The sequence below is a fragment of the Pseudoalteromonas sp. DY56-GL79 genome (assembly GCF_041414765.1).
Taxonomy (GTDB): Bacteria; Pseudomonadota; Gammaproteobacteria; order Enterobacterales; family Alteromonadaceae; genus Pseudoalteromonas; species Pseudoalteromonas piscicida.
Window position 1 is genome coordinate 55031 of record NZ_JANHZS010000001.1, and the last position, 25045, is coordinate 80075.

The 25045-nt window shown below is 42.3% G+C and carries 20 protein-coding genes; 16 read left to right on the forward strand and 4 right to left on the reverse strand.

What is annotated here, in order from left to right:
• Nucleotides 1–49 precede the first annotated feature (49 nt).
• On the reverse strand, nucleotides 50–1003 hold the full coding sequence (locus NO992_RS00170) for a carbohydrate kinase (RefSeq protein ID WP_371373311.1): 954 nt from the start codon (nucleotides 1001–1003) through the stop codon (nucleotides 50–52).
• Nucleotide 1004: 1 nt separating this feature from the next.
• A complete protein-coding gene (locus NO992_RS00175; protein WP_371373314.1) occupies nucleotides 1005–2186 on the reverse strand; it encodes an AGE family epimerase/isomerase in 1182 nt (393 codons plus the stop codon).
• A 131-nt stretch (nucleotides 2187–2317) separates the two neighbouring features.
• Between NO992_RS00175 and NO992_RS00180 the strand changes: the two genes are divergently transcribed.
• The 13 genes from NO992_RS00180 (at nucleotide 2318) to asd (ending at nucleotide 20424) form a co-directional block, all read left to right on the forward strand.
• Nucleotides 2318–3592: a sugar MFS transporter gene (locus NO992_RS00180; RefSeq protein ID WP_039495314.1), complete on the forward strand. Its 1275-nt coding sequence runs from the start codon at nucleotides 2318–2320 to the stop codon at nucleotides 3590–3592.
• Nucleotides 3593–3737: 145 nt separating this feature from the next.
• Entirely contained in the window at nucleotides 3738–6092 is a 2355-nt protein-coding gene (locus NO992_RS00185) for a GH92 family glycosyl hydrolase (RefSeq protein ID WP_371373317.1), read from the forward strand.
• Nucleotides 6092–6859 carry a basic secretory protein-like protein gene (locus NO992_RS00190; RefSeq protein WP_371373321.1) on the forward strand — a complete coding sequence of 256 codons (768 nt, stop codon included), beginning with the start codon at nucleotides 6092–6094 and terminating at the stop codon, nucleotides 6857–6859. The genes NO992_RS00185 and NO992_RS00190 overlap by 1 nt, the downstream gene beginning before the upstream one ends.
• 197 nt (nucleotides 6860–7056) lie before the next feature.
• A complete protein-coding gene (locus NO992_RS00195) occupies nucleotides 7057–8946 on the forward strand; it encodes a methyl-accepting chemotaxis protein (protein ID WP_095726524.1) in 1890 nt (629 codons plus the stop codon).
• Nucleotides 8947–9195: 249 nt separating this feature from the next.
• Complete coding sequence (locus NO992_RS00200) at nucleotides 9196–9945, forward strand: DUF3450 domain-containing protein (protein ID WP_371373324.1); 750 nt, start codon at nucleotides 9196–9198, stop codon at nucleotides 9943–9945.
• Nucleotides 9946–9959: 14 nt separating this feature from the next.
• Nucleotides 9960–11327, forward strand: a complete 1368-nt coding sequence (locus NO992_RS00205; RefSeq protein ID WP_371373327.1) for a MotA/TolQ/ExbB proton channel family protein — start codon at nucleotides 9960–9962, stop codon at nucleotides 11325–11327.
• Nucleotides 11328–11329: 2 nt separating this feature from the next.
• On the forward strand, nucleotides 11330–11857 hold the full coding sequence (locus tag NO992_RS00210; protein WP_010378705.1) for a MotA/TolQ/ExbB proton channel family protein: 528 nt from the start codon (nucleotides 11330–11332) through the stop codon (nucleotides 11855–11857).
• A gap of 22 nt (nucleotides 11858–11879) precedes the next feature.
• Nucleotides 11880–12290, forward strand: a complete 411-nt coding sequence (locus tag NO992_RS00215; protein WP_010378708.1) for a biopolymer transporter ExbD — start codon at nucleotides 11880–11882, stop codon at nucleotides 12288–12290.
• A 9-nt stretch (nucleotides 12291–12299) separates the two neighbouring features.
• Nucleotides 12300–12905 (forward strand): energy transducer TonB, encoded by a 606-nt coding sequence (locus tag NO992_RS00220; protein ID WP_010378710.1) that lies wholly within the window; start codon nucleotides 12300–12302, stop codon nucleotides 12903–12905.
• Nucleotides 12906–12926: 21 nt separating this feature from the next.
• Nucleotides 12927–14237 (forward strand): CDC27 family protein, encoded by a 1311-nt coding sequence (locus NO992_RS00225; protein WP_371373331.1) that lies wholly within the window; start codon nucleotides 12927–12929, stop codon nucleotides 14235–14237.
• Between the two features lie 191 nt (nucleotides 14238–14428).
• Nucleotides 14429–16099 carry a hypothetical protein gene (locus tag NO992_RS00230; protein ID WP_371373334.1) on the forward strand — a complete coding sequence of 557 codons (1671 nt, stop codon included), beginning with the start codon at nucleotides 14429–14431 and terminating at the stop codon, nucleotides 16097–16099.
• Between the two features lie 77 nt (nucleotides 16100–16176).
• Entirely contained in the window at nucleotides 16177–18864 is a 2688-nt protein-coding gene (locus NO992_RS00235; protein ID WP_371373337.1) for a TonB-dependent receptor domain-containing protein, read from the forward strand.
• A gap of 444 nt (nucleotides 18865–19308) precedes the next feature.
• Nucleotides 19309–20424, forward strand: coding sequence for an aspartate-semialdehyde dehydrogenase (gene asd / locus NO992_RS00240; protein ID WP_069019193.1), 1116 nt, complete (start codon nucleotides 19309–19311; stop codon nucleotides 20422–20424).
• A gap of 32 nt (nucleotides 20425–20456) precedes the next feature.
• On the opposite strand, the gene NO992_RS00245 is transcribed toward asd, so the two are convergent.
• A complete protein-coding gene (locus NO992_RS00245; RefSeq protein WP_010378719.1) occupies nucleotides 20457–20801 on the reverse strand; it encodes a hypothetical protein in 345 nt (114 codons plus the stop codon).
• 233 nt (nucleotides 20802–21034) lie between these two features.
• Here NO992_RS00245 and NO992_RS00250 point away from each other — a divergent pair, with 233 nt between their 5' ends.
• The 3 genes from NO992_RS00250 (at nucleotide 21035) to NO992_RS00260 (ending at nucleotide 24131) form a co-directional block, all read left to right on the forward strand.
• Nucleotides 21035–23029, forward strand: a complete 1995-nt coding sequence (locus NO992_RS00250) for a methyl-accepting chemotaxis protein (RefSeq protein ID WP_371373340.1) — start codon at nucleotides 21035–21037, stop codon at nucleotides 23027–23029.
• 6 nt (nucleotides 23030–23035) lie between these two features.
• Nucleotides 23036–23485, forward strand: a complete 450-nt coding sequence (locus tag NO992_RS00255) for an N-acetyltransferase family protein (protein WP_371373343.1) — start codon at nucleotides 23036–23038, stop codon at nucleotides 23483–23485.
• A gap of 391 nt (nucleotides 23486–23876) precedes the next feature.
• Nucleotides 23877–24131: a hypothetical protein gene (locus NO992_RS00260; RefSeq protein WP_371373346.1), complete on the forward strand. Its 255-nt coding sequence runs from the start codon at nucleotides 23877–23879 to the stop codon at nucleotides 24129–24131.
• A gap of 375 nt (nucleotides 24132–24506) precedes the next feature.
• On the opposite strand, the gene NO992_RS00265 is transcribed toward NO992_RS00260, so the two are convergent.
• A complete protein-coding gene (locus NO992_RS00265; protein WP_138527080.1) occupies nucleotides 24507–25007 on the reverse strand; it encodes a DUF4240 domain-containing protein in 501 nt (166 codons plus the stop codon).
• Between the last annotated feature and the right edge of the window lie 38 nt (nucleotides 25008–25045).

The following is a 25045-nucleotide window of genomic DNA, read 5'->3' on the forward strand; positions in this document are numbered from 1 at the left end:
ACAGGGACTAGGATAAATGCGAGCGTGCATCTATCCTAGAAAAAGTATTCTATTCGCCAATATCAGCTTTAGACGGCAACGCGGCAAATGCACCGTAGCGTTGAACGGCGAACGCACCACATTTTGCAGCATATGCGACTAAGCCTTTTGCCTCATCTAGTGAGATGGCAAACTCAATATCTCGGGTAGGTTTAAACTTTCGAATGATCTCAGCAAGTAACCCCCCTACAAACGCATCTCCCGCAGCAGTGGTATCCACTGCGACAACATTTGGCGCAGCGACTTTAGCACTATCATTTGGTAGATAAATCTCAACGGGGTTTGCACCGTCGGTTATCAATAATAATTGAGTTTGCTTATCCATAATTGCGGCTATGGTTTGCGCTTCGGTTTTACCCGAATGACTATTCGCGTTCAGGTATTCCAATTCTTCGCGTGAGAGTTTAACGACATCACTTAGTGCGATACAATGCCAAATTCTATCAAGAATATGCGCAGTCGAACTCCATAGGTTTAACCTAAGGTTCATATCAAAACTAACAAGCATGTTGTTTGAACGCGCATGCTCGAGCGCATAAACCGTGGTTTTATAGATATTCTCTTCAGTAAGACTGTTACTGCATATATGTAATACAGAATGCTCTGTAAACATATCCTCAGAAAAATGTGTTTGCCTGAACAACAAATCCGCCGCTGGTGGCCGATAAAAACTAAAGCTTCTTTCACCTTGTTTATCTAGAGAAACAAATGCCAATGCCGTTTTGGCCTTATCAGTAAACTCAAGGTAACGAGTATTTACGCCATTAGCCTGTAACTCTTGAGCTAAAAACTGGCCGAACATATCATTGCCTAACATACCGCAAAAATATGCACCAACGCCTTGCTTTGCAGCAGCTACCGCAACGTTTGCAGGCGCACCACCTGCATATTTAGTAAATGACTCTGGTGCTTTGCCGTCCGATAAAAAATCAATCAACGCCTCACCAAAACAAACAAGTGCCATGTTATTCGCCTTTTAACTTCATTGAACGCAGGACTTCGTAACACGCGCCCATGGTGTGATAATCGGTCTTGCCCGCCGGACTTTTTTCATCACTATACTTTTCGTTCTTGTTATTCAAAATACGATACCAAGCACCGTATTCATGGTCGACGAAGTTATCCCAAGCATATTGCCAAATTCTGTCGTACCACTGCCAATATTTTTCATCACCGGTTTCAAGTGCTAGTAGCGCAGCCGCAGCGAATGACTCAGCCTGAACCCAAAAGTACTTGTCATCATCACAAATCGACTTATCCGGCGCAAAACCGTAGCAAATTCCGCCGAATTCATTATCCCAAGCAGCTTTTAATGACTCATCAAACAAGTGCACGGCTTTTTCCACAAGCCATGACTTTGGCATGTAGCGGTTAATCAGCAATAATAATTTTGACCACTCAGTTTGATGGCCTGGTTGAAATCCCCAAGGTCTGAATAAGTGTTTGGGATCGTCTTTGTTATACTCAAGGTCGATTTGCCATAGACTATCATAGTGCTCCCAAATCAGCCCTTCTGCCTTAGCGGCTTGACGATTTACCATATTGTCGGCAAGCAAATATGCACGCTGTAAAAACTTTTCATCCTGTGTTGCTTCATAGCAAGCGATTAGCGCTTCGCAGGTATGCATATTGGCATTTTGACCACGGTATTTATCTGCCTGATAAAAGTCAGCATCGAATTCGTCTTTATAAAGCCCAAACTCAGGCTCAAAGTATTTCTCTTCTAACAGCTGCCATACTCGTTCAATTGTAGACTTGCTCTCTGATAAACCAACCTTAAGCGCACAGGCATGAGCCAGTAAAACAAAGGCTAGGCCATAACAATGGTTAGTCCCATCGATAACATGTTCGCCTTCAATTAGCCACGCATAGCCGCCATTTTCTTGTCTATGGACGGTTTCTAAATAATCGATACCATGCTTAACCTTATCTAAGTCAGCTGGCTCTTTAAAATAGTCATAAGCCATAGCATAGTTAAAGACAAAGCGGGTGCTTGATACTAAGTGACGCGTTTTCGCATCATAAATCTCGCCATTATCCTTGAAGAAGTGATTAAAGCCACCACGTTCATCCACGCAATTTGGTGCGTAAAAGCTGAGCGTCTTTTTTATGTGTGCTTCTAAAAATTGCGTTGTTCTAAAATTCATCTAACTTTTAACCTACTGCTGAACATTTCCGTTACTTTAGCAGATAAAACATGGAACGATCCAATAAAACATTTGTGATTTTCATGTAACAGTGTGTAGAATCAAGGTGAAAACAGATTGGAGTATCACTTGTGAGCGAAATAAACACAAATCAAACCTTCGTCACAAGCGGGAATACCGAGAATAATAATTATCGACTTCCGCTTATTGCAATGACAACGCTTTTTTTCCTTTGGGGATTTATCACCGTTTTAAACGATGTCCTCATCCCACGTCTAAAAGGCGTATTTGACCTTAACTACACCGAAGCAATGCTGATCCAGTTTTGCTTTTTTAGTGCCTACTTTATTATTTCTTTACCTGCTGGGTATTTAGTTAAACGCTTTGGCTATAAAAATGGCGTACTAACGGGCTTAATCGTGGCATCCATTGGCTGCATCATGTTTTATCCTGCCGTTGTTGTTCACGAATATTGGATTTTTCTCTCAGCCCTTTTTGTGCTTGCATCTGGTATCACTGTTTTGCAAGTATCAGCGAATCCTTATGTAGCAGCACTCGGACATCCTCGCACAGCATCAAGTCGCTTAAACCTTGCTCAGGCGCTTAATTCATTAGGTACCACTATTGGCCCAATCGTTGGTGGCTTTTTATTGTTTGGCTCAGCCGGTACGTTAACCGTTGAAGCTGCGGCAAGCGCAGAGGGTGTCAAAGTACCTTATCTTATTTTGGCCGCTGCACTATTGACTATCGCCGTTGTATTCGCGTTTTTAAAGTTGCCTGTCATTGCTGAGCATACTGAAGCGGTAGATTGTAAAGCGAAACACCATAACCTGATTGAAGCGCCACACTTAGTAATGGGTGTAGTAGCTATTTTCTGCTATGTCGGTGCAGAGGTTGCGATTGGGAGTTTCCTTGTAAATTACTTCGCAGAACCTGAAATCGCAGGACTTGAAGAGCATGCCGCGGCAAAACTTATCGGTTACTACTGGGGTGGTGCTATGGTAGGGCGCTTTATCGGCTCTGCTGCCTTAAAGACTATTGCACCTTCAAAAGCGGTGGCTTTTAACGCTGTCGTTATTATTTTATTACTGGCATTGACCATGAGCACCAGTGGCAACATTGCGATGATTGCCGTACTCGCGATTGGCTTGTTTAACTCTATTATGTTCCCGACAATCTTCTCAATGGCAATTGAAGGCTTGAGCTCACTAACCAGTAAAGGTTCTGGCTGGCTGTGTTTAGCCATTGTCGGTGGCGCTATTGTGCCGCTCATTCAAGGTGTGGTTGCGGATAAATTCCATATTCAGATCAGCTTTATTGTGCCATTGCTTTGTTATGTCTACATCGCATGGTACGGATTAAACGTGGTTAAGCTGTCGCAAAAGTGGCAAGCAAAACTGAATTAAGTTAACGAAAGTTTACAAGGCGAGCATAGCTCGCCTTTTTTATTGCATAATTTTTTCGTCGCAGAGTATTGAATACGTATTCATAAAGGGTATTATAAAATAAAATTGGAACGCTCCAATTCAAAACAAAAACTAGGAGAGAGTAATGCGAGCTAAAACTTGGGCGTTGGCAATCACACAAAGTGTGTTGTTAAGCGCAACAGTTCACGCCACTGAATCAAATACACAGTGGGTCGATACCTTCATTGGTACTGGCGGTGATGGCCACACCTTCCCAGGCGCTGTCGTCCCATTTGGTATGGTGCAATTAAGCCCAGATACAGATAACCCTATGCGCGGTGTTTCCCCTCAACCAGAAATCTATAAGCGTTGCGCTGGCTATCACTATGACGACCATACTATTGTTGGTTTCTCCCACACGCATTTCTCTGGTACTGGTCACTCAGATCTTGGCGACTTGCTGATCATGCCAATGACTGGCGAAGTAAAACTCGATGCAGGTACCGCTGAAAATCCAGACATAGGGTATCGCTCACGCTTTTCCCATGACCAAGAATGGTCTGAACCTGGCTATTATGGTGTTGACTTACTCGACTATGGTGTGAAAGCCGAAGTCACCGCTACCACGCGAGTGGGTATGCATAAATACAGCTTCAACAAAGCAAAACAAGGCCATGTATTGCTTGATTTGACCTCTGCAATCTATAACTTTGAGAATAAAGTGATTTGGAGTGACATCCGGAAAATAAACGACACCACATTGGTTGCTTACCGCGCAACTAATGGCTGGGCGCGTAACCGCCAAATGTATTTTGCCATCGAGTTTTCAAAACCTATCACTGACTATCAGTTTTATAATCTAGACAACAACCGTTATCGTTGTATGAATTGCTTAGGAAAAGATAGCAAACACTCTACGATTGAGAATACCGCAGTAAAAATGACGGCAGGTAAAGCCGTTAAGTTTGTTGCAAGCTTTGATGATCTAGACAAAACGCCGCTGTTAGTTAAAGTCGGACTTTCTGCAGTTAGCCGCAAAAATGCATTAGAGAATCTTAAAACTGAAGTGCCAAATTGGGATTTTGATACCGTTCGCGCTAATGCCAAGTCTCAGTGGGCAAGTTATTTAGATAAAGTCGACGTGGAAGGCACCAAAGCGCAAAAACGTCAGTTCTACACTGCGCTTTATCATGCACTACAAGCGCCTAATATCTACCAGGATATAAATGGCCAGTATCGAGGCGTTGACGGTGAAATTCATGACGGCAAAGGTTTTGAGCACTATACCTTATTCTCGTTGTGGGATACCTATCGTGCATTACATCCATTACTCACTTATATCGACCCAGACCGCGTATCCGGCATGATCCAATCGATGCTAGTACATTATCAGCAAAGCTATGAAAAAATGTTACCTATTTGGTCGTTCCATGCCCACGAGACATGGACCATGATTGGTTATCATGCGGTTTCAGTCATTGCCGATGCATATTTAAAGGGGATCAGAGATTACGATATTGATTTAGCAGTAGAAGCGATTGAAAACACGGCTAACAACCCAGTGTACGATGCCATCCCTGAATACAAGAAATTTGGCTATGTACCAATGGACGTACTTCCTGAGTCTATTTCTATCACTCTTGAATATGCTTACGATGATTTTGCCATTGCAAGAATGTATGAAGCGATGGGCAATACCAGCAAAGCGAAAGACTATTACCGCCGCGCGATGAGCTATAAAAATGTGTTCAATAAAGAAACCGGTTACATGCAAGGGTTAGATTCAAAAGGAAACTGGGATCCCGAATTTGACCCATTTGAAGCAAAATACATGGGCCCATACACCGAAGGTAACGCGAAGCAATATAGCTTCTATGTACCGCATGACGTAGCTGGCCTAATTGAATTAATGGGTGGTGATGATGCATTTGAAGCACGTCTAGATGCACTGTTTGATACCCACCTTTCTGAAGAGATGATCAAAGAGCACGAAGATATTGCAGGTCTGATTGGTAACTATGCCCATGGTAATGAACCAAGCCATCATATTGCCTATCTATATAACTACGCGGGTAAGCCGTGGAGAACCCAAGAGCGCATTCGTCAGATCATGGATACCTTGAGCTCAGACAAACCGGATGGCCTTGCAGGAAATGACGATGTAGGTCAGATGTCTGCTTGGTATATATTTTCAGCGATGGGCTTTTATCCTGTTGCGCCAGGCGACCTAAGTTACGCGATTGGTGCGCCTCAGGTGCCAGAAGTTACGTTGAAACTTGCAAACGGTAAAGCGTTTAGAACCGTTGCGAAAGGTTTTAGTAACGAGAATAAATACATAAAATCCATTAAATTAAATGGCAAACCACTTAATCGCAGTTATATCACCCATAACGACATCATGAATGGCGGTACATTGGAGTATCAAATGTCTAACAAGCCTAATAAGGCATGGGGTCAATCCAAGACGCAGAGACCGCCTTCATTGTCGGAGTATAAATAATGGTTAAAGCAGGAATGTTTCTTGCCGCTATCACCATCTTTGCAAGTGCGCCGTTCGCACTTGCAAATGATGCCGATAGTGCCGCAGCGCGATTAAAACCGATCGCGTTTCAGTCAGACTTAGCATGGCGTCAATTTCCCCTGCCTGCCGTCTCGCTCAGTAAAACAACTAAAATTGACCATTTTGCATGGCAAGAAATTGATAACAAAGTAATAGAGCAAATAAGTTATAACGTAGCGAGACTGCTGTATAAGGAGATGGAAAGCGCGCCTAAACTACCTACACTCCATATTATCTTTGAAGACCTAAAAGGAGTTGCATATAAAGAGGGCGATTTTAACGGTGCAACCATCCATATTAGTGCAAATTACATGGAAAACTTTTCTACATCGCACAGTGAAACAGAATCAGTCGACGAACTTATCGGTATTCTCTATCATGAAATTGCCCATGCTTATCAGCTAGATGATCATAACTACAAGGAAATAGGGCCAATCATTGAGGGAATAGCAGATGTTGTTAGACTAAAAGCTGGGTATATTCCTGATGATACCCAAAAGCCTGGTGGCAACTATAAAGACGGCTATAAAAATACAGCATTCTTTATCGATTGGTTATCGAAGCAAAGTAACCGAGACCTACTTCAGGAGATCAATGCTCAATTGGACCCACATGACGACATAAAGTGGGACTGGCAATACTTTGAGCAATCAGCAGGTGTTAAATTAGATACTGCTTGGCGACATTATCAAGCGTCGTTACTGTAACGCAAGGTGAGCTTAGTCTCACCTTTATTTAACATTCACTCTAAACCTCTCTCATTTCCTGCCGATAATCAAAGACAAACCTTTGAGTTTTTGATAAAAATAGTTACAAAGGAATCCAATTCCTAAATCTATTAATAATAATCGGCCAACAAGTGTATTGTTTGGCTGAAGAAAAGAACAAGTTCAACAGGATCATGATGTTTAAAGCGCTAAAGTTCACCACCAAAGTAACCGTAGCAGCCTCCCTTGTGTTAGTGATTGTGCTCGGCTTATTTACCGTAAACAACTTTCTTGTTATGCGAGACCAAACTCAAGCTCGACTTACCTTGGTTTTACAAGAGATTTCAAGCTCGGTTTCACAGAATATCGCCAATTGGCTCAATGACAGACTTGAAATCGTGGTCTCGATTGCTGATGGACATAGAGCTGATGACTCCACTGAACAGATAAGAAGACGGTTAAAAACCGCAGACACTGCGGGGGATTTCAAAAACGTTTTTATTGGCACGCCAGATGGAACATTTGTGTTGGACGATCCAAGTATCCAACTTCCTGCTGATTTTGATGCGACTAGCCGCCCTTGGTATAAGCTCGCTGAGCAAAAACAAGATACCGCATTTACCGCACCTTATATCGACGTTACCACCAACGAATTCACTATTTCTGCCGTTGTACCGGTAAAACAAGGAGGCCGTTTCGCAGGTGTGGCTGGGGGGGACATCGACATGTCAACCATCACAGAAATTATCAATGAAATTGACTTCTTAGGGTTTGGTTACGGTTTTTTACTTGATGAAAGCGGTAAAATACTCAGTCATCCAGATACTAAACTGAATGACAAGCCGATGTCAGAGCTGTTTGGTAAACGCCTGTCATTAAGTCGGGATTTCACGGAGCTTGAAATTGATGGCACAGAAAAGCTCGTTTCATTTGTAAAAATGAAAGGCATTAAAAATGTCGACTGGTATCTTGGCGTTGTCATTAATAAAGAAATTGCCTATTCGTCCGTATCTTCTTTTAGAAATATGGCAGCTATCTATATGCTACTTGGCGTGATTGCGATTGTGGTGATGCTACAACTATTGCTCAAGTATCTGATGCGCCCGATGTACAATCTCAACGCAGCCATCAAAGACATTGCCCAAGGTGAAGGAGACCTTACTCGTAGATTAGTTGTAGAAAATCAAGATGAATTTGGCGAGCTATCCGATTATTTCAACCAATTTATCGACAAAATTCACGCTTCTATTACGCAGGTAAAAAATACTACAGTAACACTTGAAAACGTGGTGAATAGTTTGGTTGCGCAAACGCAAGATACCTTATCTATGTATACCGATCAGTCAAAGCGCACCGATAGCGTCGCGACAGCGATCAACGAGCTTTCTTCAAGTGCACAAGAGATCTCAAACAATGCAACCCATGCTTCAGAACTTGCCAGTAACGCCAACAAGCTTTCTGTTGAAAGCCAACATTCACTTACTCAAAATATCGAAGAAATCGCTTCACTGACACAAAAAATGTCTCAAGCACAAGACACGCTGGATGGATTGGATAAACTCTCAGGCAGCATAGGGCAAGTACTTGAGGTGATTAAAGGAGTTAGCGAACAGACCAACTTACTAGCGTTAAATGCTGCCATTGAAGCCGCTAGGGCTGGTGAGGCTGGACGTGGATTCGCAGTCGTTGCCGATGAAGTAAGGCAATTAGCACAGCGCACGCAAGAGTCAACGCAAGAAATCGAAAGCACGATTGCACAGCTACAACAAGGTTCTGCTTCAGCTGTGGCCGTAATGAAAGCGAGTTTAGAAGACTCAGCGAGAAGCGCCGATAGAGCCAATGCTTCAGGTACTAAAATGCAAGAGGTGAGCAATTCGATTGATGCCATAGACGGCGTTAACCATGCAGTTGCCAGCGCCACCCACCAGCAAAACACCGTTATCCAAACATTAGATAGCGACATTCATCATATTAGTGACCTCAGCCTGCAAGGCAGCAATAACCTAACCGCAACCCTTGAAGAGTGTAAGTCATTGAAACTACAGTTCGACGAATTAGAACAAATGGTGCTCAAGTTTAGAGTCTAACGCCATTCCAATAATGCTTAAAAGCCGCTTAACAAAAGCGGCTTTTTTGTGATCCTTTTATGACACAAAACACCTGCAACATCTCATTAACCAACAAAATTCCCTTAAAAACAATAAGTTAATTGATTAATGTAATTTCAATGACAGCTGTCACATTTGTGTATTAGTTGCGCAACATGGTTGTCATTTTTCGTAATTAGACTGCACCCAGTTTTTTAGCAACTAGCAATAATTTATAAGGTGTATGCGATGAAGTGCGTTAACCACTTGCTTATAGCAGGTATGCTAGCAACGGCCTCTGCCGGAGCAACAGAATTAAATCAAGCGATGGACAAAAGTGCAGCTATCAATGAATCTGCATTAAAGTCTCAAGGGAAAATCGATGGTATTGCAGACGATATGCAGTCTCGTTTGCAAAAGTTCAAGACGTTGAACAAAGAAATCGACGGCCTATCTGTTTACAACGCTCAATTAGAAAAACAAATCAAAAACCAACTTGAAGAAATGGCAGCCATTAACACCTCTATGGATCAGGTTTCGGTGATCGAGCGTCAAATCACACCTCTCATGATGCGCATGATCACAGGTCTGAAACAGTTTGTTGAATTAGATGTGCCTTTCCTTCCTAAAGAGCGTGCTGAGCGTATTACTCAGTTAACTAACTTGATGGAGCGTGCTGATATTTCATCAAGCGAAAAGTTCCGCCGCGTACTTGAAGCTTACCAAGTCGAAGTTGACTACGGACGTACTATCGAAGCTTACACCTCATTACTTGACGTGAATGGACAAGAACGTGAAGTAGATTTCCTACGAATTGGTCGTCTTGAGCTACTTTATGTCACAAAAGATGGCAGCCAAGCTGGTTTTTGGAACAAAGACAGCAACGCTTTTGAGGCATTACCAGATACCAACATCAGCCAAATCAATAAAGGCATTCGCATCGCACGTAAGCAGTTAGCACCTGACATGTTAACGCTTCCAGTTCAGGCTGCAGAGTAATAGGTGACACCACTATGAGATTCGTACAAAAATTCACTAAACACGCTATTTTTGCAACAACCCTTGCGTTAACCGCATCTGCGCATGCTGAACAAGCATTAGATTTAGATTCACTACTTAAAACCTTAGAGCAAGGTCAAACGGCACAAACAGCGCAAAACAAACAACGTGAAGCCGAATTCAAAGCGCAGCAAAACAACCAAATCCAAATGTTGAATGCGTTAACGGGTGAACGTAACCAAGCGTTGGCTAAATCTGAACGTCTAGAAACCAATTTCGAAGAAAACGAAATTAAACTGGCCAACCTAAGTGACACGCTTAGCAAGCGTATGGGTACATTAAAAGAGCTATTCGGTGTGCTTCAACAAGTAGCTGGCGATAGTTCAAATAAGTTCGCAACTTCAGTTGTATCAGCTGAAATTAAAGGTCGTGATGATTACATGACTGAGCTTGCGAAAAAGATGGGCTCAACGTCACGTCTAGCATCAATCGAAGACATTGAAAAAGTCTGGTTTGAGATGCAACGTGAAATGACAGAACAAGGTAAAGTGTCGCGTTTTAATACCGAAGTTATCGTAGCCGGTGGTGCCAAGCAAAATAAAGAAGTGCTTCGCGTTGGTGCATTTAACTTAATCGCTGATGGTAAATACCTGACTTACAACAACGATACACAAACACTTTCTGAACTGACTCGTCAGCCAGCGTCTCGTTTCACCTCAACAGCGGGGGAATTACAAAGTGCGAAGACTGGTTCTGTTGATTTTGCCCTTGATCCAACAGGCGGTTCAATTCTCGGTCTACTAGTACAAGCGCCAAATACCGAAGAACAAGTACACCAAGGTGGCGCGGTAGGTTATGTGATCCTAGGTGTTGGTTTACTGGCACTACTTATTGCAATAGAGCGTTTTGTATCACTCATGTTGATGGGTTCTAAAATCAACCGTCAGCTTAAAGATAGTGTTGCCCGTGACGACAACCCGCTAGGTCGTGTGATGAAAGTGAAAGAGCAATATCCAGATGTGGCTTATGACACGCTAGAGCTCAAACTAAGCGAAGCAATCCTTCGTGAGATGCCAAAGATCACTCGTAACCTGACTTTAATCAAAATTATTTCAGTCGTAGCACCGCTACTTGGTCTACTCGGTACAGTGACCGGTATGATTAACACCTTCCAAGCCATTACCTTGTTTGGTACGGGCGACCCTAAACTCATGGCTGGTGGTATTTCTCAGGCCCTCGTAACCACCGTACTTGGTCTGGTTGTCGCTATTCCGACTGTATTCCTTTACACACTACTAAACACACGTTCTCGTAACTTGCTCCTTATTCTTCAAGAGCAGAGCGCGGGGATCATTGCCGAGCGTAGCGAGAAAGGAGCGTAATCGTGGTTTTATTGCTTGATGCAATTAACGCTTTACGTGAATTCCTTGATACAGGTGGCCAGGTTCTCCTGGTCATCGGCTTCGTAACCTTCGCCATGTGGCTACTTATTCTCGAGCGCTTCATGTTTGTGTTCGGTAAATACAGAGGCTACAAAAACGAAGTCCTACAAGCTTGGAACTCTCGAAATGAGCGTAACAGTTGGAACGCAGAGCAGATAAGACAAGCAACTATCTCTCGCGTCGGGATCAAACTCAACGCCAACTTACCCTATATCAATGTCATGGTGGCACTGTGTCCTTTATTAGGACTCCTAGGTACGGTAACCGGCATGATTGAAGTATTTGATGTAATGGCGATCACCGGATCAGGCAGTGCACGTTCGATGGCATCTGGGGTATCAAAAGCAACTATCCCAACAATGGCAGGCATGGTTGGCGCGCTTTCGGGTGTATTTGCATCGACCTACCTTCAGCGTAAAGCCAAGCGTGAAGTTGAGTTGTTAGAAGATAAAATGCTACTAGACCATTAATCGGTCGTGTGAGGAAAGAATTATGAGAGCACCACTTGCAAAAGTATTCCAAGAAGAAGAAGCAGAAGAAATCAACATGACGCCAATGCTGGACGTTGTATTTATCATGCTTATCTTCTTTATTGTAACGGCCTCTTTCGTTAAAGAAGCGGGTATTGATGTTAACCGCCCAGAAGCGGCCACCGCAGTGAAAAAGCAAAGAGCCAATATCTTGGTTGCAATTTCAGATACTGGTGAAATTTGGATTAATAAACGCCAAGTAGACATCCGTGCAGTCCAAGCAAACATTGAGCGTCTTAAAGCGGAGAATCCGCAGGGTAGTGTAGTTATTCAAGCTGATAAAAAGGCAACTACTGACACGCTAATTAAAGTAATGGATGCATCACGCGCAGCTGGCGCATTTGATGTTTCGATTGCAGCACAGGAGTCATAGGAACATACCATGCGTTACTTAATTGCTTTAGTAATTGCAGGCATAGTTACCTTTTTCCTTTTCTTGGGTATGCAAGCGCTTATCCAAGGAGGGGAAGGAGCAATGACAGATCCTGTAAAAGGACAAGTACTAGATTTCGTCCGTCTTAAAAAAGAAGAAACGGTGGAGAAAAAAGAGCGTAAGCCACAAAAGCCACCGACACCAAAAGAGCCGCCTCCACCAATGGATGCACCACAAACACAGAACAACAATCTTGACGCAACAGGCGGCAACTTTGATTTCAGTGCCAATGTGGACGCTGACGTAGATTTGGCGGGTGGTTTGGCACTTGAGTCCAGTGATGGTGAATATCTACCAATCGTGAAAGTTGCGCCGGTATATCCAAGACGTGCTTTATCACGCGGAATTGAGGGGTATGTGATTGTTGAGTTCATTGTAACTAAGCAAGGCACTGTGAGAAACCCTGTTGTAGTAAGCGCCGAACCAGAATCAATCTTTGACCAAGCAGCGCTTGATGCAGCATTGAAATTTAAATACAAACCTCGCGTAGTAAACGGTGAACCGGTTGAAGTTGCGGGTGTTCAAAATAAGATTTCATTTCAAATTAATGGCTAACCGTCATTAAGGATTGCGATTATGAAAATGTTAAAAAAAATTACGTTAATAAGTGCGTTATTTAGCACAGGTTTAATAGCGCCGAGTCTCATTTCGGTCATACCAAATGTTAATTTGGCAACGGCTTATGCTGACTCAGAAACTAAAACCAAGCGTGTGCCCGCGCTACGCGAAAAAGTGTACAGTCAACTGGCCCGCGCGCAAAAACTTGCAGACGACGGTCAAGTTGCAGAAGGCCTCGCCGCATTAGATTCGGTGAAAGAACGCGTTTCGAGTATGAATAGCTACGAAGTGGCAATGATGTATAACTTCTATGGTTTTATTTATTACAACGAGAACAAGCTCGACAAGGCCATCGAATCTTTCAAAGCCGTTATTGCTGAAGAATCTATTCCTGAGTCCCTGCGTCTTTCTACGACATTTAGTTTGGCTCAATTGGCCATGGCAAACAATGATTTTGAAAGTACATTATCATTCCTTGATCAGTGGAAAGAAGTTAATACGCAGACCCCAAAAAGTAACTTTTATATTTTAAAGGCGCAAGCACAATATCAACTAAAAAAATATAATGATGCGATAAACAATATAAATACTGCGATTGATTTAGTTGAAGCCGACGGTGAACTACCAAAAGAAAACTGGTTAGTTCTTCAACGTGCGATATATTACTCATTAAATCAGCCGAAAAAAGTAGCGGATGTTTTAGAGAAAATGGTTACCCTTTATGACAAACCACAATACTGGATCCAGCTTGGCGGTATGTACGGTGAAATAGGTGCCGAGAAAAAACAGCTTGCAACATTTGAAACTGCGAAGCAAAGGGGCTTTATAAAATCAAAATCTGATTATATGCAACTTGCTCAAGTCTATTTAATGAACGCCTTGCCTTTTAAAGCAGCGGAAGCACTCGATAACGGAATAAAAGCAGGTGTCGTTGAAGACAGCGCCAAAAACCTAACTTTTATCGCAGAAGCTTTCGTTCAAGCAAGAGAAGATAAAAAGTCACTACCTTTTTTCCTAGCTGCAACTGAAAAAGTTGAACATGGTAATTTAGATCAGAGACTTGCAGAGATCTACTTAAATCTTGAAAAGTATGATGAAGCCGCAGATCACGCCCGACTTGCTCTCAATAAAGGCGATTTAACGTTTGAGTCTAACGCCTATGTTGCACTTGGAATGGCACAGTTTAACCTGCAAAACTTTGATGCTTCTATATTGGCATTCGAACAAGCTGAAAAGCACAAAAAATCAGCAAACCTCGCTAAACAATGGATTAAATATGTGAAGCGAGAAAAAGTTCATGCTGAAACATTAAAACAAGCTTTATTATAATATTTTATAATCGCAACACCAAAGCCGCCTCCGGGCGGTTTTTTTATTTTTAAAAGTTCCAATTTTTATTATGAATATTTAATTACAATCATTTTGTGTAATCTTCGTGTAATAAAACCCCATTAATTTAGTCACATCATTTAAACACAGTAAAAAAATAATTTTTTAAAAGTCTACTATTGGAGTTAGCAATGGAACTAAAAAACCTCTTCAGAGTCTCTGCAATCGTCGCTGCTATGGCACTTACTGGTTGTGGTGGTGACATCGAAGTTACACCTACTGTAAACGATAACAGCACTAACAATTCAAACAATACAACAAACAATGGCGATTCAGGCGGTGATACAGGTGGCGATACTGGCACAACTAACCCTTGTACAACTCGCGCTGTAGGAAGCACTGAAGTTCAAGGTACGTTCCAAGCACCACACTGTGTATACGGCACTGACTTTGCTTCTAAATCACTAGAAGTACAAGCTGATGTGACATTCAAAAAGCTTGAGAATGGTGGCGCTCACGTATTCAAAGGTGCACTTTTAATCGGTAAAGATTGTAACACGTCAACAGGTTGTACAATCGAAGCAAACGGTCCAACACTAACTGTAGAGCCAGGTGCAGTAATGGCATTCACTTCTGGTGAGTCAGTTGTTCGTATCGCGCGTGGTGCGAAAATCAACGCAGTTGGTACTGCAGCTGAGCCAATTCGTTTCACTTCAGCAGCAGAATTTGACGCATTTAACCTAGCAGGTATCGGTCCACAGTTTGCTGACTGGGGTGGTATCATGGTTAACGGTTTTGGTATCACAAATGAATGTACTGATGCAGAGCGCGATGGCAACCTTTGTAATGCAGATTCTGAAGGTGTAACAAGCTACTATGGCGGTAAAAACAATGCAGATAGCAGCGGTCAAATCAAATATGCGCACATTTGGTATGCAGGTTCAGGTCCTCGTGATGGCGGCCCTGGGGACGACTTAAACTCACTAACACTGAATGCAGTGGGTTCTGGTTCAAGCTTCGAATTCCTTCACATTCACCAAGGTTTTGACGATGGTATCGAATTCTTCGGTGGTGCTGCAAACATCAAAAATATCGTAGTAACAGATACTCAAGATGATGGTATCGACGTTGATGCGGGCTGGCAGGGTAAAGGTCAGTTTATTATTGTTAAACACGGTACGATTCAAACAAAGCGTGACGTTACTTATGCTGATGATAAAGGCGACGCGGTACTAATCCCTGCTGGCACTGAAGGCTTCATGGGTAACAACGGTTTTGAAACCGATGGTGAAAAAGCAGCTGGCCCTGATTATAGCCAAGCACCAGCATCTACGCTTAATTTCGCAAACGTAACTGTGATAACGACTGATGGTAACTCTATCCGTGATGATGACGAATCACAAGGCATGAAGTTTGACGATGCAATCCGTGGTATGTATTACAACGCATTAGTAGTTAAATCATCAGCTTCGAATGGCACTGAATGTCTAGAATTCAAAGACCCAGATGCAGCAGCAAACGCTGAAGCTGATACGCTTAACTACGTAAGCTCTGTACTTGCTTGTGCAGCAAACTTTAAAAATGGTTCTGACCCATTACCTGCAGGTGAAGGTAAAGAAGACTGGTTTGTTAACGCAGGTTCTAACCAAATTCTAAACGGTGCAGCTGACGTACTTGCAGCAGACGGCTTCTCAACAAATTCAAGCTCTACCGCTATCACTGTAGAAGCAAACGACCTAAGCAGCCTAAATGATAACTTCTTCACGACTGTTGATTACATTGGTGCGGTATCTGATAAAGATACATCTTCTGAATGGTATCAGTGGGTTAAGAAAGCAATTGAGGCTTCAAACGCTGACTAATTATCCGTAATGACCTTAGTTATTACAATTAAGGCGCAGTCATTGCGCCTTTTTTATGATTTTTGGCAGGATTGCATATGGATACTCAAATGAAATTTAAAAAAGTTGCTTTAGCCATCAGTACGGCACTCACAGTCGCAACTTCTCTACCAAGCGTTGCAGAAGATGAACAGGCAATCGAAGAAGTTGTTGCGGTAGGTACTCGTTTGCAAGGTAGTGCTGCGGCGGTAATTGAAGAGCGTAAAAACCAAGCCTTCGTTGCGGATATCTTAGGCGCAGAGCAGCTATCTAGAACAGGTGATAGTGATGCAGCATCCGCGCTACGTCGTGTTACCGGTCTTACATTAGTTGACGGTAAGTTTATCTATGTTCGTGGCTTAGGTGAGCGTTACTCAAGTGCTCGCCTGAATGGTGCCGCAGTACCGAGCCCGGACTTAACCCGAAACGTTATTCCACTCGATATTTTTCCAGCAAGCATTATTGAAAGTCTAGCGGTACAAAAAGCTTATTCTCCGTCAATGCCTGCTGCATTCGGTGGTGGTAACATCGATATCCGTACGAAGTCTGTACCATCGGAGTTCACCGCAGGTATTGAGGTAGGTATTGGCCAAAACTTTAATTCTGATAAAGGCTTTACCTACAGCGGAACCGCGGAAGGTATACCTCAAGTACTACAAGATGCAGTTGTAAGATATCGTGGTAACTTTGACATCGGTGAAGTTGTAGACAAAAACGGTTTCAAAGATAAAGACGGGCTAACACGTGCGGATCAAGCAATTGACGTGATCAAAGGTTTTGTGTCATCGCTTCCTCGCGATATTCAAGTCAAAGAAGAGTCCTTAGATCCAAACTTTGATGTAAAAGCCAATATTGGCAATAGTTTCCAAGAAGATTGGTTAGGCGGCACGGTAGGCTTTATGCTTGCAGGTTCCTATGACAATGATTGGAATTATAGCGACCGCACGACGGGCGTTATTGACGACACATTAGCTGAAAACTGTACTTCAACACTAGAAACCGCAGAAGACACAGCCAATTCCTGTTATGTGACACTTAAAGAATCTAAAGTAACCACTGAAACTGAACGCCTAAATGGTGTATTTAATATCGGTTACCACTTAGATCAGCATAGCATTACTTATTCTAAGATTTATCTCGAAGATAACGAGACCGAATCAGAGTTTTCCGTGTTACAAAGCCCTAACGGTAGTACCGTTAGAACAATCGCGGGAACAGGCGCGGCACAGCGTTCACATCAGTTTGATTACGAAGAACGCACATTGGATATCGACCAAGTGATTGGTCAACACACGTTCCTCGATTATTGGGGGATTGGCTTTGACTGGCAGTATACAGAGTCAAAAGCGCAAACCGATATTCCAACAGAAATCGACTTTAAGTTTATTGATAACTATAACGAAGACGGTTCTTATAAAAACTCCATCGTTACCGGTGATGATAACCGTATAACGTACGCCTTTACAGACATGGAAGACAACGTAAAGTCTTACAGCGGCAATGTCACCTTACCGTTAACCTTCGAGGGCATAGAAATTACCCTTAAAGGTGGTTACGACTTTATGGATAGAGCGCGTGTTTACAATACCAGTAACTTCGTTGTAAATAACAAAAGTGGCATATCCATCCCAGTAAACTTTGATGAATCTGAGATCTATGGATTATCGGGTTATCTTGACGATGAGTTTTTGAACAACAACACTTTCTTGTTGACCTTCAACGAACCTCAGGCACCAGCGGCAGACGATTATATCGCGGCTCAAAAGATTGATGCGGGCTATGGTGAGTTTGATATCTTCTTCGACAATACCTGGCGTATTAGTGGTGGTATTCGTTACGAAGACTTTAAACAAGTGTCACTTGCAACATCGAGTCTAATCTTCGACCGCGTAACGATGGAAACGATTTACGACGAGGAGCGCATTTTAGCTGGTACAGTTAACGAAGATAACTTCTTCAACGCACTATCGCTAACGTATCTGTCAGACGGTAACTATCAAGTACGTTTTGGTTATGGTGAAACCACTGTACGTCCTGACTTACGTGAGTTAGTACCGGTTGCCTACTATGATCCATTAACCGATATCCGCACCTTCGGTGTAGCTGGCCTTAAGAGTAGTGACCTGAAAAACTACGACGCGCGCTTTGAATACTATATGGATAATGGCGATAACTTCTCTGTTGCGGCATTCTATAAAGATATTACGGCGCCAATAGAAACTATCTTGCGAGTTGGTGATGAAGACTATACAGCAACCTTCGTAAACGGTGAGGAAGGTGAAGTATACGGTATTGAAGCCGAATGGCTATACGACTTATCGGGTCTTGCGAGTGGCTTCTTTACGTCAGGTAACATCACCCTAAGTGATTCTGAAGTATCGATAGATCCTGCTCGTGCTGGTAACTTAACCAACCCAACGAAGCGTATGACGGGTCACTCAGAGTACGTAGTTAATATGCAATTAAACTATGACTCGGCTGATGGTCAACACAGTGGCTCATTAGTGTATAACGTTTTTGGTGAGCGTATTTTGGCTTCAGGGATCGGCGGTAGAGATGATGCTTATGAGCAACCATTCCACTCACTTGACCTAGTATATACTTGGTATCCTGACTTTAACTCTAAAGTTAAATTTAAAGTCAAGAACTTGCTAAATGAAGATCAAGAAGTAACTCAATCTGACGTAGTGGTGCGACAAAAAGATGTCGGTACCTCTGTTAGCCTGAGCTACAGCTACGAGTTCTAAAGAACAACTAAGCTTTAACCAAAGCCAAGGTCAGCCTTGGCTTTTTTGATCTTTATCAATCTTCGAGATATTTTTTTCTACTAATTCATTATTTCATGGACTAAGTTCTGTAACTTTGTGTATAGTTGGACTATATATAAAAATATATCCAAATACTTCAGTAGGTTACTAGGTTGTTAATATACTTGTCATATTTAACCAGTAACATTATTTAAGAGCTTTAAAAACAAAACCATAGCTCGTTACGTACCGAGTTCTTGTTGACGCAAATGCGTTTAATTAGGACAACCTTTACATGTTGTATCCAAACCCCGCCATGCGGGGTTTTTTATTTATTAAATTCCTAATTTCTAGCTAGTCCACCGCGTATTCTTTTGCTATGGTAGCCATCTAGACATACGACTCACGCAATGATCCGTATAATCAAGAATTAAGGCACATAACATGAAAAAAGTAGGACTCGTCGGCTGGCGTGGAATGGTTGGCTCCGTGCTAATGGAGCGTATGCAGCAAGAAAATGACTTTGATGTCATTGATCCACACTTCTTTACTACCTCACAAGCAGGTCAACTCGGCCCTGTTGTTAAAGGCGGTGGTGAGCCAAAGCCGCTTCAAGACGCTAGCGATATTCAATCGCTTAGCGAAATGGATATTATCATCTCCTGCCAAGGCGGAGATTATACCAAATCTGTATATCCTTCATTGCGTGAACAGGGCTGGGAAGGCTATTGGATAGATGCAGCCTCAGCACTGAGAATGGAAAAAGACAGTATTATTGTGCTTGATCCTGTCAACAAAGATGTCATTCAACAAGGTCTTGAACAAGGTGTAAAAACCTTTGTCGGTGGTAATTGCACGGTTTCTCTTATGCTACTTGCGCTTGGTGGTTTATTCGAGCAAGACTTAATAGAGTGGGTGAGCCCAATGACCTATCAAGCGGCATCAGGTGCAGGCGCGAGAAATATGCGTGAACTCATCACTCAAATGGGTGAGATCCACAGCTCGGTTAAAGCACAACTCGACGACCCAAGCTCAGCCATCTTAGAAATTGATAAGCTTGTGGCGGAAAAAATCAAAGATGAATCTTTACCACAAGATCAATTTGGTGTGCCGTTGGCCGGCAGCTTAATTCCGTGGATTGACGTTCCAATGCCGTCTGGTCAAAGTAAAGAAGAGTGGAAAGCACAAGTAGAAGCAAACAAAATCCTTGGCTCGTCAAAGCAACCTATTCCTATCGACGGATTGTGTGTACGAATTGGCGCGATGCGCTGTCATTCACAAGCACTCACCATCAAGTTACGTGAAAATCGAAGCGTCGAAGAAATAGAGGAAATTCTAGCGGCACATAATGAATGGGTGCGCGTTATTCCAAATGAGCGTGATATTACGGCAAAAGAGCTAACTCCTGTAAATGTCACTGGCACACTGAGTATTCCTGTAGGCAGGATAAGAAAGCTCACAATGGGTGAAAAATATATCAGTGCATTTACTGTTGGTGATCAACTTTTATGGGGGGCGGCAGAGCCACTTCGTAGAATGTTAAGGATCATTACAGGTTAATTTCAAAAGGCGCCGTTGGCGCCTTTTGCTTTTTAATCGATGACTTTTGTAAGACCGATTAAGGCGTTTTCACTCTCACCATCGTGGCATCGAGTGTCACCGCTATCCCTATTTTCAATGACTAAGCGATATACGGTGCGGTATTTTTCGCCTTCGCGGATAGCATCTAAAACCGGAGCCAAAAGGTAGTGCTGTTCTGGATAGATAACAACAGGCTCAAGGTCGAAACCAGATTCACGCTCAAACCTTACTTCATAACGGTTGTCACCTTTTGAGTAAAGGTCGTACACGATACCTTTACACGTAAATACAACCGCATATGACTTCAAAGAGATAAGCGCAAGGCTCACTAACATTAGTTTGATAAATCCTTTCATACATTCCTCTATTTAATTTTGACGCTAATACCATTATCAGCAACAGGACAGTAGCAATACTGCATTACCATTTGTTTTCAGAAAAATTACTTTAAATAACATTTATCTTATCCTTACTGCCTCAAAACGCTAAATCTATCACGATGTTTGTTACAAAATATCTCACCTTAATTTTGTTGGGCTATAGTTACCTCGATTAAACAATAATCTACGCTCGCGCTACGGAGAGATGAATGGGTATTTTGAAAAGATTTTCGATTATGCAGCTCACGATGATAAGTTCTATCTCGCTGCTTGCATTTTTACTATTTTTAGTTGGCAAAAACGTTTTGAATAACTGGAGACAGTACAATGCGGCCGATCAAGATATCAACTATGTCGTTTTACTCGCTGCCATTGAGAAAGTAGCGCATCACCATGCGGTAGAGCGCGGCTTAACGGCAGGATTCCTTGGTAACCCAAGTAGTGATAACAAACGAAAGGTCGACGAGCAACGTGAAATTGCCGACCAAACAATATCAACGCTTAAGAGTATTCACTCTTCACTGTTTCTTAAAGATAAAAATGTGCAAAAATGGTTACCTTATATTTTTGAAGTGGAAGCCAATAAGCACCGCGTAAGAGGTGAGGTCGACAGGAAAAATGGCAGTAATGCCTTTGCTTACAACAGCAAACTTAATCAAGTTTCATTAAACACAGCAGCAAAAATTCAAGCCTACGTATCAGATAGAACCTTATCTTCTGAACTTTCTGTTGCTTTCCTTATTGCCCAAAGCAAAGAGCGCCTTGGACAGATCCGTGGCAAAGTGAATGGTGTGCTTGCGAAAAAAGCAATGTCCGACACCCTCAAAGACGATATCAAGTACTATCGCCAACAACTAGAGATGTCATTACATCAATTAGAAACTGCACTCGAAGGCACAGGCCAAAGCAACATGCAAACTATTTTATCTTCAAGCGAGGCAAAAGCGTTCAATCAAATTCTTGATACTCTTGAAAGCCAAGGGGAAGTTGACTTTAGTAGCTTACCTTCAAGTGCCGAGTGGTTTTCTGCAGCGACAAGTCTAATCGGTAAGTTCAAGAGCAAACTCGATTTAGTATGGGAAATGACAATTAAAGATAGTCAAAAGAACAAAGCAGATATCGCATTTGAAAGTATCTTAATGTTTGTGCTTTTTGTCGCTGTTCTCAGCTTTATCGCGCTCGTCAACTTTCATCTCATTCGCTCACTACGCTCAGAGCTTTCACAATTAACGAGCATATTAAAACGCGTAGCTGAAGAGGGCGACTTAACTTTAGATATGCGCTTAAACACGCGAGACGAACTTGGGCAAATCTCCGAGTCAATTTACAATACGATTTATGCGTTTAAAGATTTAATGGTTGGCTTAGCCAAGTCCGTACAGTTAGGTACAAGGCTTGGCGAAAAAATGCATTTAGCAGCCTCTAACGTCAATGAAGATGCACAAAAAACTCAAGGCATGGCATCTTCCATTGCGGTTGCAATAGAAGAAATGGCCGCAACCAGCCAAGAAATCGCAAAACTCGCGCAAGATACACTGGATGCCAGCGACCAACTTAACATCGAATCACAGCAATTACTTGCAGACAACCAAAAGAACTTAGACACCATGAAAACCCTATCGACGAGTATGAACGCCGTCGACGAGATGGCCGCGAGTATGGAAAAGCAGGTATCTGAAATAAATACTATCTTGGATTCAATTCGCAGTGTTGCCGAGCAAACTAACCTGCTTGCGCTCAATGCTGCAATAGAAGCAGCCCGCGCAGGCGAGCACGGTCGTGGCTTTGCAGTTGTAGCCGATGAAGTGCGCGGACTTGCAAACAACAGTAAACAATCTTCAGAGCAAATTTCCACACTCTTACTTAGCTTGTCAGAAATAAGCCAAAGCGTTGTTAAATCAATCAGAGAAAACACACTGCTCACACAAAATACCATGAACGAAGTAGAAGAAACGCGTAAAGTATCCCTCAGAGTAAACGAACACAGTTCTCATGTTGAAAAGCTAACGACCTCAGTTGCCACCGCAGCCTGCGAACAATCAGAAGTCGCCGCCGATATATCACAAAACACCGCCGCAGTGCTTGAAGCCGCAAACCATGAATTAGATACATCGAAAGCGTTAAATGAGTTGTTTAAAGATATGAAATTAAACAGTGATACGCTGCAACGCACAATGGATATATTTAAAATAGATAAGAGCTAGCACCATATGAATATTCGAGAGTTGACAGAGGAAGACTATCCGAGAATTTTTGAGATCTATTCGAAATCTAAGCTGGATGAGCTTCGTTTTGAGAAGAAGACATTTAAGCTCTTACCTCTAGAAAATGATGAAAAGAGACTACCAGCGCTGAAGGAATCAAAGATATACGTTTTTGATGATGGGAATATTCTTGGGTTTGGAGCAATATTTGGGTCAGAGATTAGGGCACTATTTGTTTGCCCTAGTGCTAGAGGAAACGGAATCGGAAGAAAAATGCTTGAATTCCTTTTGTCACAAATATGCGGCAAGGCGAACCTTTTTGTCGCCAAGACAAATGAGCCTGCTAAGGAGTTATACAAGGCATACGGATTCGAAGTGTCTGATGAATTTCTTACTGAATATAATGGCGAGTCAGTGTATGCGAATGAAATGGTTCGTATAAAAGGGCAGTACTAGCAAGACGAAGTAATATGAACTTCAGATAGCTCGAACGTGTACTTTGGCGTTTTTATCTGCCAAAGAATACCTGAGCCTATAGCTGTAATTTCATTCAGCCGTTAACGGGAATTGGTGACGCCTACCACCATTTGCATCAATGCTGGGGGACTTTTGAAAGTATGAATTATTGGTGTAAATATTTGATCTGTTTTTTGCGTGATTACCAAGGGATACTGCCGGTATAAGTATCAGCTAATTTTTACCAGCGCATAAATGAGCTTACGATCAGTATTACTTATTAGGTTTAGAATTCACCTGCCAGACAGTTATAAGAGGACGGTGACGGTTTCAGCATTACAAGGTATATTAGTACTAATAACCTATGATACTCCAATAGAGAGCGGAAAATATGAAAACTTTAATCTACGTCGTAGGGTTAGCATTATTCTCATTTTTCACTGACTTTTCTTCTTCATCAGGGTTTGAAGGGATCTTTAGTCCCATTTTATCAGGCCTATTGCTAATCTTGTTGGTTGGTAAAGTTACTTCTTCCTTTGGAGGCTCTGGCAACTATACGGGCAGAACAAATGGTGATGGCGGAGGCTTTTTCGGCAATTCAGGAGGGGATGGTGGCTGCAATAGTGGAGATGGCGGAAGTTGTTAATGTCAGCAATCATATATGGCTACCAGCCGAGGAATTCATGTATAAGCTTTTTATTAATCGAAATACGGGCATAAAATCGCAACTTCAACTTAGGTGTTTTTCACTCAAAAAAATTAAGAAATGGACAGAGAGGCAGAAAAGAATCAATGTTTAAGTTCATTATTCTTTTCGTTCCCGATACAGGTAATAAGCATAGTATTCCACCACTGCTTAAGACTTAATAAGAGGTTGTGTTTTTAGCAAAGTCATTTTGGTAGGTTAGCGGGAAGGATTGATAGGCATCTGGAGCGGCGACATCTTGCGACGGTAATAGTGAGTCTCAGCGTCTAACTCTAGAACAACTAAAACCCATCATATAAAACAATAAACTAAACCTTATCCAAGCCAATATTGACCAAAAAGCTGAGGTAGTTCAGCCTTTAACTGTTTTGGTTTATTTTTAAACTTTTTGCCTTGCGGCGGAAAGTTCACGACACTGTGATACGGAAGTTCGTCTTGATTTTTTTCTTCAAAAAGCAACCCTGCAACTAAATCTAATTCGTCAATAAACGGGTAGGGCAGGTCGTCTTTATTCGGTATAGCAAACTTATTTGCTAATTCATCTGGTTCCGCAGTGAGTACGCTTACCGCTTCAGGGCCACGACTGATGATCCAATTACAAAAATCCAAGAAGTCATATTCGCTATTACAGCCTGCAATCACGTAGGCCACTTTCCAGTTATCCCAATGCCACAGTGCTCTTAGCTCTTTGGTATATAATGCATCGAACTGAGCAATTTCTTCTGAACTTAACGGTGATAAACGCGTTTTTAAATATTCATTATCGTTTGAATGATCGGAGGCGGTGACAAGCTGCCAGAAGCGTTCGAGTTCCATGTGCATAATCTAACTTGATAAAAACGAGATTATAGCCA